This window comes from Klebsiella quasivariicola, assembly GCF_002269255.1.
In the GTDB taxonomy this organism is placed as follows: Bacteria; Pseudomonadota; Gammaproteobacteria; order Enterobacterales; family Enterobacteriaceae; genus Klebsiella; species Klebsiella quasivariicola.
Genome location: NZ_CP022823.1, coordinates 3427635 through 3439992, shown reverse-complemented (window position 1 = coordinate 3439992; position 12358 = coordinate 3427635). Strand labels below are relative to the sequence as shown.

At 56.6% G+C, this 12358-nt stretch carries 17 protein-coding genes; all 17 read left to right on the top strand.

Going from position 1 to position 12358, the window contains the following annotated elements; genetic code table 11:
• Positions 1-459 (top strand): phage virion morphogenesis protein, encoded by a 459-nt coding sequence (locus B8P98_RS17260; protein WP_000135510.1) that lies wholly within the window; start codon positions 1-3, stop codon positions 457-459.
• 214 nt (positions 460-673) lie between these two features.
• Positions 674-1771: a hypothetical protein gene (locus tag B8P98_RS17255; RefSeq protein WP_032195641.1), complete on the top strand. Its 1098-nt coding sequence runs from the start codon at positions 674-676 to the stop codon at positions 1769-1771.
• A gap of 13 nt (positions 1772-1784) precedes the next feature.
• The gene (locus B8P98_RS17250; protein WP_006687289.1) at positions 1785-2738 is read left to right on the top strand and encodes a hypothetical protein; all 954 of its coding nucleotides are present in this window, start codon (positions 1785-1787) and stop codon (positions 2736-2738) included.
• Positions 2739-2748: 10 nt separating this feature from the next.
• On the top strand, positions 2749-3105 hold the full coding sequence (locus B8P98_RS17245; RefSeq protein ID WP_006687291.1) for a DUF2190 family protein: 357 nt from the start codon (positions 2749-2751) through the stop codon (positions 3103-3105).
• 1 nt (position 3106) lies between these two features.
• On the top strand, positions 3107-3553 hold the full coding sequence (locus B8P98_RS17240) for a gp436 family protein (protein WP_006687293.1): 447 nt from the start codon (positions 3107-3109) through the stop codon (positions 3551-3553).
• A complete protein-coding gene (locus B8P98_RS17235; protein ID WP_006687295.1) occupies positions 3553-4017 on the top strand; it encodes a Gp37 family protein in 465 nt (154 codons plus the stop codon). Before B8P98_RS17240 ends, B8P98_RS17235 begins: the two co-directional genes overlap by 1 nt.
• The gene (locus tag B8P98_RS17230; RefSeq protein ID WP_021544466.1) at positions 4017-4268 is read left to right on the top strand and encodes a hypothetical protein; all 252 of its coding nucleotides are present in this window, start codon (positions 4017-4019) and stop codon (positions 4266-4268) included. Before B8P98_RS17235 ends, B8P98_RS17230 begins: the two co-directional genes overlap by 1 nt.
• Positions 4258-5685 (top strand): phage tail sheath subtilisin-like domain-containing protein, encoded by a 1428-nt coding sequence (locus B8P98_RS17225; RefSeq protein ID WP_032195640.1) that lies wholly within the window; start codon positions 4258-4260, stop codon positions 5683-5685. The genes B8P98_RS17230 and B8P98_RS17225 overlap by 11 nt, the downstream gene beginning before the upstream one ends.
• Positions 5682-6206, top strand: coding sequence for a phage major tail tube protein (locus B8P98_RS17220; protein ID WP_164965982.1), 525 nt, complete (start codon positions 5682-5684; stop codon positions 6204-6206). The genes B8P98_RS17225 and B8P98_RS17220 overlap by 4 nt, the downstream gene beginning before the upstream one ends.
• Positions 6207-6208: 2 nt before the next feature.
• A complete protein-coding gene (locus B8P98_RS17215; protein WP_021553505.1) occupies positions 6209-6490 on the top strand; it encodes a hypothetical protein in 282 nt (93 codons plus the stop codon).
• A 98-nt stretch (positions 6491-6588) separates the two neighbouring features.
• Positions 6589-6903 carry a phage tail assembly protein gene (locus tag B8P98_RS17210; protein WP_000084225.1) on the top strand — a complete coding sequence of 105 codons (315 nt, stop codon included), beginning with the start codon at positions 6589-6591 and terminating at the stop codon, positions 6901-6903.
• A complete protein-coding gene (locus B8P98_RS17205) occupies positions 6869-7006 on the top strand; it encodes a GpE family phage tail protein (protein WP_095032859.1) in 138 nt (45 codons plus the stop codon). Before B8P98_RS17210 ends, B8P98_RS17205 begins: the two co-directional genes overlap by 35 nt.
• Before the next feature lie 92 nt (positions 7007-7098).
• Positions 7099-9564: a phage tail tape measure protein gene (locus tag B8P98_RS17200; protein ID WP_006687302.1), complete on the top strand. Its 2466-nt coding sequence runs from the start codon at positions 7099-7101 to the stop codon at positions 9562-9564.
• Positions 9564-10448 (top strand): phage tail protein, encoded by an 885-nt coding sequence (locus tag B8P98_RS17195; protein ID WP_006687304.1) that lies wholly within the window; start codon positions 9564-9566, stop codon positions 10446-10448. The genes B8P98_RS17200 and B8P98_RS17195 overlap by 1 nt, the downstream gene beginning before the upstream one ends.
• The gene (locus B8P98_RS17190; RefSeq protein WP_021544461.1) at positions 10448-10660 is read left to right on the top strand and encodes a tail protein X; all 213 of its coding nucleotides are present in this window, start codon (positions 10448-10450) and stop codon (positions 10658-10660) included. Before B8P98_RS17195 ends, B8P98_RS17190 begins: the two co-directional genes overlap by 1 nt.
• On the top strand, positions 10648-11817 hold the full coding sequence (locus tag B8P98_RS17185; protein WP_032195639.1) for a phage late control D family protein: 1170 nt from the start codon (positions 10648-10650) through the stop codon (positions 11815-11817). The genes B8P98_RS17190 and B8P98_RS17185 overlap by 13 nt, the downstream gene beginning before the upstream one ends.
• Positions 11817-12329 (top strand): phage baseplate assembly protein V, encoded by a 513-nt coding sequence (locus B8P98_RS17180; RefSeq protein ID WP_006687308.1) that lies wholly within the window; start codon positions 11817-11819, stop codon positions 12327-12329. The genes B8P98_RS17185 and B8P98_RS17180 overlap by 1 nt, the downstream gene beginning before the upstream one ends.
• The last annotated feature ends 29 nt before the right edge of the window (positions 12330-12358 follow it).

Below are 12358 nucleotides of genomic sequence, written 5' to 3'. Positions count from 1 at the left end.
ATGGCTTCCGATAACCTGGTCAATGTCACCATTAACGATGAATCCCTGCGCCGGAGCCTCCGTGCGCTGGATCTTGCTGCCACAGACCTGGAACCCGCGATGCGCAAAATCGCCGGAACCCTGCTGGCGGAAACGCAGTTTAACTTTCTCGATGAGGGGCGTCCGGGGTGGACTCCCTCGCTGGCAGCGCAGGAGCGCGACGGGCAAACGCTGCAGGATACCGGGCGTCTGATGGGGTCGGTATCAACCGACCATGACGACCGGCAGGCAGCGGTTGGCACTAATGTCGTTTATGGGCCGATTCACCAGTTTGGGGGTAAAACGGGGCGTAATGAGTCCGTTGAACTTCCTGCCCGTCCGTTCCTGCCGCTGACGGGGGACGGTGAGCTGCAGCCTGAAGTGGTTGTCCCTATCCTCGATACGATTGTCCGCCATCTTGAAGCAGCGGCCCGTCGCTGAGTTTTGTCTCTGCAGGCGGGTGATTTATCATTGCCAGCCGCTGAGGGGCTGTATTACCTTTATAAAGGCTTTACAGCCCCCGCTTTGCACCACTATTCGCCCGCAGCGTGACATTCCCCGTACTGATACCCCCGATTTTTTCTAAAGCAGATTAAAAGCGCTGCTGACGCTTTTTCCACAGACTGTCCCCGACAACGTAACGCGGGACAGCAAAATGCCAGCCATTCACATTTTTAAAGCCGGTACTCATACCGATATGCACGGCACGAAACTGCCGTTCACGCAAAGCGATCTTGCCGCCTGCGTGAAAGCCTATGACCCGTCCGTCCATGAAGCACCACTCGTTATTGGCCACCCCAAAACGGAAGACCCGGCGTGGGGCTGGGTGAAATCCCTGTCGCTTAACGGCGGCGATCTGCTGGCTGAGCCTGACCAGCTCGACCCGCAGTTTGCCGAACTGGTGGGCAACGGGCGCTTCAAGAAGGTCTCAGCCTCGTTCTATCTCCCGGACTCACCGAACAACCCGAAGCCCGGCACGCTTTACCTGCGTCATGTCGGCTTTCTGGGGGCGCAGCCACCGTCCATTAAGGGGCTTAAGCAGGTTTCGTTTGGTGAGAAAGAAGAAGGCGTCGTGGAGTTTGCCGACTGGAGTGATATCACCAATGCCTCTTTATGGGGCCGTCTGCGCGATTTTCTGATCGCCCAGTTCGGGCTGGACGAGACCGACAAGGTGCTTCCTTCATGGCAGGTGGACTCCCTGCGTGAAGAGGCTTACCGCGACACCGGGAAGTCTGAACCGGACTTCAGTGAACACAATCCCACCCCTCAAAAAGAGAACAGCACCATGACTGAAGACGAAATCAAAGCGCTTCAGGCGGAAAACACGCGTCTGAAAGCGGAAGCCACCCAGCGGGCGGAACAGGAAGCGAAGGCTAAGCAGGACAAACTGCACGCGGACAACGTCTCCTTTGCCGAGAAGCTGGTTGGCGATGGCCGACTGGCTCCTAAAGCGAAGTCGGTTGTCGTGGCCATTCTGGACGCGGTCTCTGCAGGCGACAAGCCGGTTGAGTTTGCCGAAGGCGATATCCGCACCCCTCTGGCCACGGCGTTTAAGACGCTGCTGGACAGCACTGAGCCGGTACTGAATTTCAGTGAGCACGCGACCAAAGACCGCGTGAACACGGAGATCAAAACGACGTCAGCAGAGTTCGCTGAAGCCGACCCGGAACGTCTGGCGCTGCATCAGAAAGCGCTGGAACTGTCGAAAAAAGAAGGCATCAGCTACGACGCTGCTGTCTCCCGCTGCCTGTAATTAAGGAGAGAACATGTCTGACTATTTAAAGGGTAAGCGCGTTGTTGACCCGGTGCTGACCAGCATCGCTCGCGGTTATAAAAATGCCGCATTTATCGGCGAACGCATCTTCCCCATTGTCCAGACCGATAAGGAAGGTGTGACCGTCCCGACCTTCGGTAAATCCGCCTTTGTTGAGTACGACACCGAGCGTGCCGTGGGGGCTGACAGTAACGTCCTGGTACGTGAGAAGACCGGCAAACTGGATCTGGTTCTTAACGAGCACGATCTGGCCGCGCCGGTGGACTACCGCGAGCAGGCGGAGTCGATGTTCAACGAAGAGGCCAAGGCCATTCGTCGCGTGACCAGTGGCGTCAACCTGAAGCGCGAACTGTATGCGGCCCGTCTGGCGCAGGACAAAAACGTTTACCCGGCATCGTCCGTTAAAGCACTGGCAGCTGCTGAACGCTGGGTCGGTGGTAAAGGTGATCCAATTGGCATCATTGAAGGTGGCATTGAGGCGGTACGTAACAAAACCGGCCTGCGCCCAAACCTGATGACCATGGGGGCCAGCGTCATGTCGCTGCTGAAGTTCCACCCGGCGATTCAGGCCGCGATTGGAGCCAACGAGCGCAAGCGTATCACCATCGAAATTCTGAAAGACCTTTTCCAGTTGGAAGATGTGGTGATCGGCGAGCCGGTCTCTATGGCCTCCATGAAAGATGCGCAGAACAAGGACAAAGTCCCGGCTGATATCTGGGGCGACAACCTGATGCTGCATTACGTCGGCAAACCCCAGCCGGGCACCGACAGCGCCGACGAAAACGAGCCGTCCTTCGGCTACACCCTGCGCCGTAAAGGGATGCCGGTGGCGGATAAATACGACGGCGTCGGCGGCAAGGTGAAGTACTGCCGTTATACCGATATCTACAAAGTCGCCGTGGTCGGTGGCGATGCCGGGTATCTCGTCACCAACATCGTGAAATAAGGAGACGGTCATGGGTACAACACAGCAGGTCATTCTGACCACTACCGTGACGGCCAGTGCGGCGCTGACGCAACAGCGCTTTGTCGGTGCCGATAACGCCCCCTGTCAGGCCGGAGCCGTCGCGCTCGGCGTGGCAGAGGTGGATGCCGCAGCCGGTGATGTAACCCCGGTCAACGTACTGGGCATTGTTGCCGTCGAGGCCGGTGCCGCGATTGCCAGGGGGCTGAACGTTCAGTCGGATGCAAATGCCTGCGCCGTTCCCCAGACAGCAGCATCAGGCGACACCCCGGCAGGTATTTCAGCCGGGATTGCGCTGGATGAAGCACTGGCCGAAGGCGATGTTATCCGCATCCTGCGCGGGGTGTGACATGTACTGCACCCTGGCGGATTTACAGGAACAAGTGCCTGAGTCAACGCTGATTCAGCTCACTAACGAGGTCGTGGATTTCGACACCCCTGCCACGGTGAATGTGACGGTTGTGGACAGCTGTGTTCGCTACGCCGGGGAGTTGATTGATGCGCACCTTCGTGGCCGCTATACCCTGCCGCTGGCAGAAGTGCCTACCGTTCTGCGGGATATTGCCATCACGCTGGTGCGTTACCGCCTGTATGTCCGTCGTCCTGAAGGTGATCTGCCTGACACCGTCAAAGACGACAACAAAGAGGCCCGGCGTCAGCTTGAGGCTATCCGCGACGGGAAGCTGACGCTGGGGCTGCAGTCCACTCAAAAAGACGTACCTGAGTCCGGTGAAATCCGGGCGCGGGCACGTCGCCCCACCTTTGGCGGGCGCGACGGCTTACTGGAGAAATACTGATGAACGTTCTGCCCGTCCTCGATGCTGTGCTGGCCCGGTTGCGCGAGAAGCTGCCCCAGCTGCAGGTGGAGTACTTCCCGGAAAAGCCGTCCGAATACCGTCTGAATCATCCTGTCGGGGCGTTGCTGCTGAGCTATGCCGGTTCACGCTTCGACAAACCCGATGATATTGGTGCGGTGATCCAGCCTCAGACTATCCAGCTCTGCGTCACGGTGGTCTTCCGCCAGCTCAACGGTAAAAGAGGTGCGATTGACGTTCTGGATGCAGTCCGCCGCATACTCGGCGGCTACACCCCGCCGAACTGCCGCCGCCGTATCTGGCTGACCCGTGAGGTGTTTATCGGTGAGGCCAAGGGGCTGTGGCAGTACGCTCTCGACTTCGCAACCGAAAGCGTCTTTATCGAAGACAGCGATTTACCGTCCGGCCCGCTGTTAACCGAAGTGAACTATGAGGAAAGCGAGTGATGAAAGAATACCGCTATTCCGGCCCGGCCAGCGGCGTCACGCTGTCGGACGGAACCGAAATCCTGCTCTGGCCGGGGAAGAATGTTTCCCTGCCGGAGGAGCATGACTATGTGAAGGTACTGGTGGCGCTGAAGCATCTGACGCCGGTATCTGAAGAGACTAAACCCGCCAGCATACCGGCTGTGCAGTCACCAAAGCGCAGGAACGGCGGCGACAGCGATGTGAAAACGGAGGACTCCCATGTCAGCTAACTATCTGCATGGCGTCGAAACCATTGAGGTGGAAAACGGTGCCCGCCCGGTTAAAACGGTGAAATCCGCCGTCATTGGCCTGATTGGTACCGCCCCAATGGGAGACGTCAATACGCTGGTGCAGTGCCTGTCTGAGAAAGATGCAGCGGCGTTTGGCAGCCAGCTCACTGGCTTTACCATTCCGCAGGCACTGGATGCGATCTACGACCATGGGGCAGGCACCGTTCTGGTCATTAACGTGCTTGATCCGGCTGTGCATAAAACCGCTGTGGCCGATGAAGACGTAACATTCGAAAAGGCGACGGGCAAGGCACAGCTGGCTAATCCGGTGATCGCGCAGCTGGTACTGAAACCGGACAGCGACGGTCAGCCTTATGTGGAAGGTCAGGACTACTCGCTTGATGCGCAGACCGGGGTGATTACTAATCTTGGTAAAAGCATTGCTGCAGATGCAACGGTGAAGGCCAGCTATAACTATGCCGATCCGACCAAAGTCACCCCGGCTGATATCATCGGTACCGTTAACGCGGCAGGCAACCGTACCGGCATGAAGTTGCTTAACGACAGCTTCAACCTGTTTGGCTACTTCGCCAAAATTCTGATTGCCCCGGTATTCTGCACCCAGAACAGCGTCTCGGTTGAGCTTATCGCCATGGCTGAGAAGCTGGGCGCGGTGACCTACATCGACGCGCCGATTGGTACCACTTTTGCGCAGGCTCTGGCGGGGCGTGGCCCGGAAGGCACCATTAACTTCAATACCAGCTCCGACCGCGTCCGTCTGTGCTATCCGCACGTCAAGGTGTACGACGCGGCCACCAACAGCGAACGGCTGGAGCCGCTGAGCCAGCGTGCTGCAGGTCTGCGTGCCAAGGTCGACCTGGACAAGGGCTACTGGTGGTCGTCCTCCAACCAGGAGATTCTGGGTATCACCGGCGTGGAGCGCCAGCTGTCGGCAATGATTGATGACCCGCAGAGCGAGGTGAACCTGCTCAACGAACAGGGCATCACTACGGTCTTCAGCAGCTACGGCAGCGGCCTGCGTCTGTGGGGCAACCGGACGGCAGCATGGCCAACGGTCACCCATATGCGCAACTTTGAGAACGTTCGCCGCACCGGTGATGTTATCAACGAGTCCCTGCGTTATTTCAGCCAGCAGTACATCGACATGCCGATTACCCAGGCACTGATTGATGCGCTGACGGAGTCGGTCAACGCCTACGGTCGCAAGCTGATTGGCGACGGTGCACTGCTGGGCTTCAGTTGCTGGTTTGATCCGGCCCGTAATGAAGAGATGGAGCTGGCCGCCGGTCATCTGTTGCTGAGCTACAAATACACGCCGCCACCGCCGCTGGAGCGACTGACGTTTGAGACCGAGATCACCTCGGAATACCTGTTAACCCTGAAGGGGAATAGCTGATGGCAAAGATTGAGATCAACCGCATCACGAATGCCAACATCTACCTGGATGGCGCTAACCTGCTGGGCCGGGCCGAGGAGGTCAAACTGCCTGACGTCTCCATGACCATGCAGGAGCATAAGGCGCTGGGGATGGTGGGCAAGGTGGAACTCCCTGCTGGCTTCGACAAGCTTGAGGGCGAGATCAAGTGGAACAGCTTTTACCGCGACGCGATGCTGTCTGCCGCGAACCCGTATAAGTCGCTGGCGCTGCAGTGCCGTTCCAGCGTTCAGCGCTACAGCTCGCAGGGGCTGATTGACGAAATTCCGCTGGTCACTTTCCTGACGATCATGTTTAAGAAGAACCCGCTGGGGACGTTCAAACAGCATGAGAACGCCGAGTTCTCCAGTAGCTTCACCTGCACGTACATCAAGCAGGTACTGGATGGTGAAGAGTTGCTGGAGCTGGACTATCTGGCCAACATCTTCCGCGTCGGCGGCATTGACCAGTTGACCGACTACCGCATCAACATCGGGGGCTGACGGTGACCGTCGAGATTGAAGATAAAGGCGGGAACTGTGGTTCGATTGGCATGGGGAATGGTACGTGGTTTACCATCCTTGATATTTCAGGGGTGGAAAACCTTTTTAATACCCAGAAAACCAATGACCCGATTGACTGCACACGCTCCAAAGCACGAAAGCTCGCTGACCTGATTGAGGCATGGGAGCCACCTGACCACTGGTTCACCGGCATCGGCAAATCTGAAGGAAAGGTACTTCTTATCGCCTTCCTGCGTAACTGCAAAGGCTTTCGCACTCACTGATATCACAGGGGCTTCGGCCCCTTTCTTCTTAATCCCCTTTAATATCTGCCAGTCCCACCACCAGACATACTGCTCTGAACTTACACAGGAGCACGATCATGTCACAAACCCAATCCGATACTTTTAAGCTGTCTTACCCCTTCACCACCGCTGCTGGCACCAGAGTTGAGCAGGTTGAACTGAAACGCCTGACGGTCAAAGACCTGAAGCAGGTGCGCAAAATCAGTAAAGACCCGGCTGACTGGGACGAGCCGCTGATTGCCCGTAGCACCGGTATTCTTCCGGAAGACCTCGATAATATGGATCTTGCCGACTACATGGAGCTGCAGAAACGATTTCAGCAAGTCACTGGGCTGGGCAAGAGCGACGAAAACGCTGATGCAGGCGCAGGGGCTGCTGGCGAGGTGGTTTAGATTTCAGCCGGGGGAGATTGATGCCCTCGATACTGACGATCTGGAGATGTGGCTGGAGCAGGCTGAAGTGCAAATCAGAAGCGAGTTCGGCGATAATCATTAACTCCTCATCACTTAACAGCCGCTACTCGCGGCTGTTCTGCATGGCTCTCAGACATTTTCCTTCCGTTTTTCCGCTTTCAGAGGATAACCACCGTGGCCAGTGAATTTTCAGTCGGCGTCATTATTGGCGGCATTGTCGGGAGTAGCTTCCGCTCAGCCGTCAGCGGTACCCGACGCGCCCTTGATTCCCTGGGCGATACATCGCGCCGCCTGCAGGAACGCCAAAACGCCTTAACCCGTGCAACAGAACGCTATGGTCAGTTGGGTTCTTCCCGGATGCAGCGCCTCAACAGCGACCTGCTGCGGGTAAGCCGCACAATGGAGCAAATTGAGCGCCAGCAGCGCCGTCTGTCGGCGGTGTCGGCCACCAGTGATGCGCTGAAGTCCAACCGTATGGCGCTCTATGGTCAGGGAGCAGAGACTTACGGCATCGCCCGAACGCTGGGTGCACCGGTCATGGCCTCAGTCAAACAATATGCCTCGTTTGAATCGCAGTTGCGGGATATCAGTGTCACTGGTGATCTGGATTCAAGGCAGGAACGTGCAATTGGCCTGGCTATCAGACAGGCCTCGCTGAAGGTTAACCAACTGCAGGAGTCTCTGTTAGGGGGAGTCGGACAATTAGTTGCTGATGGTATGGCCCCCGAACGGGCAGCAACGTTTGCAGAGATGCTTGGAAAGACCGCTACAGCAACCAAAGCCGATATGACCGACCTTGCCAAAATGACTTATGCCTTCAGCGATGCACTCAGAATCACTGATGCGAAAGAACTTGAACAGGCATTTGGTATTGCGGCAACAGGAGCCAAACTTGGGTCATTTGAGCTGAAGGATATGGCAAAAGCATTACCCGGTATGGCTAAAGCCTTCGCTGCTCGTGGTATTTATGGAAAAGATGCGATTACCCAGATCGTCGCCAGTCTGGAAGTTGGTAAAGGCAGCGGCTCAGCGGAAGAGGCCGTCACCAATATGTCAAACTGGCTGGCGGCGATGGGGCGCGGAGATACCATCCAGAAATATGCTAAAGCCGGGGTGGATTACCAGGGGTCAATGCAGAATTACGTCGCTCAGGGCTTCTCACAGTATGAAGCCTCACTGATGATTGCCAACCGTTTTATCGACGGTAAAGGTAAGGCGTTTTTACAGCAATGGAAAGCAGCAGGCTCAAGAGGCGATCAGGAAGGCCAGCAGAAGCTAATGGAGTCATTTGGTCTGGCAGAAGTCTTCACTGATATTCAGACCGTTAACCATTTACTGTCAATGCGTCAGGGCTGGGATAAATACCTTTCCAGCAAGCAGGAAATGAATACCCCGTCAGCAATGTCTACGCTGGATAAGGATGCTGCAAAACAAAATAATACGCTCGAAGGTCGTTGGCGCAGAACTCAGATTGGTTTTAACGAGGCAGCCATCAGCATTGGTGAGTCACTACGCCCGGCCTTGATCCAACTGGGTGAGACTTTTATTCCTTTAATGGACAGTGTCGGCAAATGGATAGCGGCAAACCCGCAAATCGTCAGCGGCACCATAAAGGTTGTAGGAGCATTACTCGCTTTCAAGATGGCCACTATCGGTCTCAAGCTGGGGCTGAATCTCCTTATTTCCCCCTTTGTTAACGTCTGGAAAAATGCCGTTTTACTGCGGGCCAACTGGCTTCGACTGTCGCTTGCACTCGGTGAAGGCGGTAAGCTCCGCTGGCTGGTGACCGGCTTCAGCGCCGTCGCCAGAGGAGCCAGAACACTGGGTGGTGTGCTGTCAGGTGGGCTGGTTCGCGGCATTATGATCGCCGGGCGGGCCGTTCTCTGGATTGGCCGGGCGCTGCTGATGAATCCCATTGGTCTCGCCATCACCGCCGTCGCGGCAGCAGCTTACCTTATTTATCGCAACTGGGGCGCAGTCAGTAGCTGGTTTAAACAGCGCTGGGCTGACATTAAAGAGGCGTTTAATGGCGGTGTCGTGGGGATTGGTAAGCTGCTGATTAACTGGTCGCCGGTTGGTCTGCTCTATAAAGCCTTTGCGGCTGCGCTGAAATACCTCGGTGTTGATCTGCCAGCGAAGTTCACCGACTTCGGTGGCCATCTTATCGACGGGTTAATAAACGGCATCAAAAACAAATGGGAGTCGCTCAAAACTACCGTCACAGACATGGGCGACAGTGTTGGCGGCTGGTTTAAGGAAAAGCTGGGCATTCATTCGCCGAGCCGTGTGTTTATAGGCTTTGGTGACAACATTGCGCAGGGGGCCGCTATCGGCCTGCAGCGCACCACACCACTTGCTGCACTGGCCGGGCAGCGTCTGGCCACTGAAATGACACCGGATGTTCCCCGTATCCCGTCGCCGGAAATCATGGCGGCGGGATATTCAGGTCGTGGCGCAGCTGCAACTGGCAGCGGAACATCTGGCGGTATCCAGGTCAGCTTTAATCCTCAGTTTTTCCTCAATGGCAAAGAAACCGCAGCGCCTGACGGGTTGACCGGCGTACTGAATATGAGCCTGCATGAGCTGGAGAAAATGCTGGAGCGTCTGCTGGCTCAGCAACAACGCAGGAGGTACAGCTGATGTTTGCAGTATTGGGTGATATTGAGTTTGAACTGATTACCTACTGGGACGGCTTCGAGGTCACGTTCGGCGTCGATTATGCGGAGCATCCCCGTATCGAGGGTAAGCCCGGCCTGCAGTTCGTTGGCGATAAGCTGGACGAAATCCAGATAAGCCTGGTCTTCCATCAGCACTATTGTGTGCCCGACGTGGAGCTGGCGAGACTGCGAACGGCCATGAAGGCCCATCAAGCGCTGGCGCTGGTCTTCGGCAACGGTGACTATCGCGGCTGGTTCGTGATTACCGATGTTACTGCGACCAGCGAGCAGACCGACAGCACCGGCAACGTGCTGGCCGTCAATGCCACCGCGTCTCTCCGGGAGTACATCGGCGACCCGAAAAACCCGCTACAGCCACCCGCAATACGCACGCAGGTTCCCGGCGTCGGGGCGGTCTCCGGTGCCGTTCCTTCACCTTCCGGGGTAGCGCAGTACGTCCGCGACGGCGTCAACTACGCCAAACAGGCGCAGTCTGTTCTCCAGACCACCATCAGTGCCGTTCGGGTGGCGCAGAAAATGAAGGATAACCCCGCCGTTGCACTGACCCGCGTACCGGGGTTGATGAGCGGGCTGGGCAACGTGTCCGGGGCGTTGGGTCAAAGCGTTCCGGCATTTAATGCGCTTTCTGAATCCATGCCTGATGCCATCAGTCTGGCCAGAGCCACCAGTGATGCGGCCACGTATGTACAACAGGCACAGTCTTCACTGAGCGGCGTGGACGGCAGCAATATCGCAGCGGCGCTGGATGCCGTTTCCGGGCAGCTTAACTCCGCCAGCACCACCTTCACCCGTATGTCGCCGGGGTTAAGCACCATGGCAGCCAAAATTCTGGCGAGGAGTGTGTGATGTTTCTTGAACATGTCACCCGTGACGGAGAGCGCTGGGACTCTCTCGCATGGCAGTACTACGGCGACCCGCTGGGCTATCCCCGGATAATTGCCGCCAATCCACACGTGGCCATCACGCCGGTGCTGCCCTCCGGGCTGTTGTTACTGATTCCGGTTATCGAGGCTGAAGAAGCCAGTACAGAAGAGGATATTGCCCCATGGCTGAGATAAACAGCCCTGCACAAGCCGCATCAGCGTTAACCGGCGTCAGCGATGTTCTGAGTCCGGTGTTCACGCTATGGTATCTGCAGAAGAACATCACCACCGATATCGCCCCCTATGTCACCCGCGTAACCTACAGCGATAACATCAAAAGCGAGTCCGATACCATTGAGGTGGAACTGGACGACACCGATGGCCGCTGGCTGGATAAGTGGTATCCGGGCAAGGGTGACACGCTGACGCTGAAAATGGGTTATCAGGGCGAGAAGCTGCTGTCCTGCGGTACGTTCTCTATAGACGAGATCGAGGTGAGTTCGCCCGCGTCCGTTGTCGCTATCCGGGGCGTGGCCACGTCGGTCAACAACGCCCTGCGGACAAAATCCAGTCGTGGTTTCGAGAGCACCACGCTGGCGGCCATCGCCGGACGGATTGCCAAAAAGCATCAGCTGAAGCTGGTTGGCAGTATTGAGTCCATCAAAATTGACCGGGTGACCCAGTATGCTGAAACGGACGTGGGCTTCCTGCGCCGACTGGCCAGCGAGTATGGTTATGCCGTGAAAGTGGTCAGCGACCAGCTGGTTTTTTCTCATCTTGCCACGTTACGCGGTCAGGAGCCGATCAGGCAGTTAAAGCCGCAGGATGTGGACAGCTTTTCCCTGCGTGACACCATCAACCGCGTCTACAAATCCGCGAAGGTAAAACACCAGAAGAGCAGCGATAAAAAGCTGATCGTTTATGAAGCTGATGGCGGTACCAGCGAAAGCGACAAACAAACCAAAGGCGGTAAGGTCACCAGTGCCGACTCACTGAAGGTCAACAGCCGCGTCAGTGATCCGGACAGCGCCCGGATTAAAGCAGATTCGGCGCTGGCCAGGCATAACGAATACCAGCAGAACGGCTCGCTGACGCTGATGGGGACGCCTCAGTTGACTGCAGGCAACAAAATTGAACTGGTGGGTTTTGGTCAGTTATCCGGGCCATGGCTGATAACTACTGCCCGCCATGCGTTTGACCGTAACAGCGGCTACATCACCGAACTGGAAGTGGCACGAGGGCCGGTTACGCAGGGCAAAGCGAAGAAAGGTAAAAAGACCGGAAAAACCCAGACGCTGACCGTCTATAAACCGGACGGCAGCACGTCCACGGTAATAAAGGAGAAAAAATAATGACAGGCGTCACTCGTCAGGTCGGTACGGTCAGCGCCGTCGATGCCGACAAGGTTCAGGCCCGCGTTCGTCTGCCGGAATGCGATAACCTGCGCACTAACTGGCTTAACGTGCTGCAGCGCAATACCCAGGATAACAAGGATTACTGGCTCCCTGACGTGGGGGAGCAGGTTGAAGTGCTGCTCGATGCCAACGGCGAGGATGGTGTCATTCTGGGCGCGGTGTACTCAGAAGTCGATAAACCGCCGTTCAGCGACAAACATGTCCGGGGCACGAAATACGCGGATGGCGCAGAGTTCAGCTATAACCGTGCGACCCATACGCTGACAGTCAAAGGTGGTATCGAGCATGTGGTGATCGAGGTTGCAGTGGGTATCAGCCTGAAGGGGAAAACCATTGATTTGACCGCTGACACCACCACGGTGAACGGCAACCTTGAAATCAACGGCAATGCCCACTCGACAGGCAGCATGCTCTCTGACGGCCCGAACTCTAATCACCATTCCCACTGACCTTCTTAAACGCCTTTAATATCGGCGTT

Coding starts and splice junctions, on each gene's coding strand:
- B8P98_RS17225 (WP_032195640.1), top strand. CDS start 4,258: ATGTCAGCTAACTATCTGCATGGCGTCGAAACCATTGAGGTGGAAAAC.
- B8P98_RS17235 (WP_006687295.1), top strand. CDS start 3,553: ATGAACGTTCTGCCCGTCCTCGATGCTGTGCTGGCCCGGTTGCGCGAG.
- B8P98_RS17180 (WP_006687308.1), top strand. CDS start 11,817: ATGACAGGCGTCACTCGTCAGGTCGGTACGGTCAGCGCCGTCGATGCC.
- B8P98_RS17195 (WP_006687304.1), top strand. CDS start 9,564: ATGTTTGCAGTATTGGGTGATATTGAGTTTGAACTGATTACCTACTGG.
- B8P98_RS17205 (WP_095032859.1), top strand. CDS start 6,869: ATGCAGGCGCAGGGGCTGCTGGCGAGGTGGTTTAGATTTCAGCCGGGG.
- B8P98_RS17240 (WP_006687293.1), top strand. CDS start 3,107: ATGTACTGCACCCTGGCGGATTTACAGGAACAAGTGCCTGAGTCAACG.
- B8P98_RS17250 (WP_006687289.1), top strand. CDS start 1,785: ATGTCTGACTATTTAAAGGGTAAGCGCGTTGTTGACCCGGTGCTGACC.
- B8P98_RS17245 (WP_006687291.1), top strand. CDS start 2,749: ATGGGTACAACACAGCAGGTCATTCTGACCACTACCGTGACGGCCAGT.
- B8P98_RS17190 (WP_021544461.1), top strand. CDS start 10,448: ATGTTTCTTGAACATGTCACCCGTGACGGAGAGCGCTGGGACTCTCTC.
- B8P98_RS17230 (WP_021544466.1), top strand. CDS start 4,017: ATGAAAGAATACCGCTATTCCGGCCCGGCCAGCGGCGTCACGCTGTCG.
- B8P98_RS17255 (WP_032195641.1), top strand. CDS start 674: ATGCCAGCCATTCACATTTTTAAAGCCGGTACTCATACCGATATGCAC.
- B8P98_RS17210 (WP_000084225.1), top strand. CDS start 6,589: ATGTCACAAACCCAATCCGATACTTTTAAGCTGTCTTACCCCTTCACC.
- B8P98_RS17185 (WP_032195639.1), top strand. CDS start 10,648: ATGGCTGAGATAAACAGCCCTGCACAAGCCGCATCAGCGTTAACCGGC.
- B8P98_RS17260 (WP_000135510.1), top strand. CDS start 1: ATGGCTTCCGATAACCTGGTCAATGTCACCATTAACGATGAATCCCTG.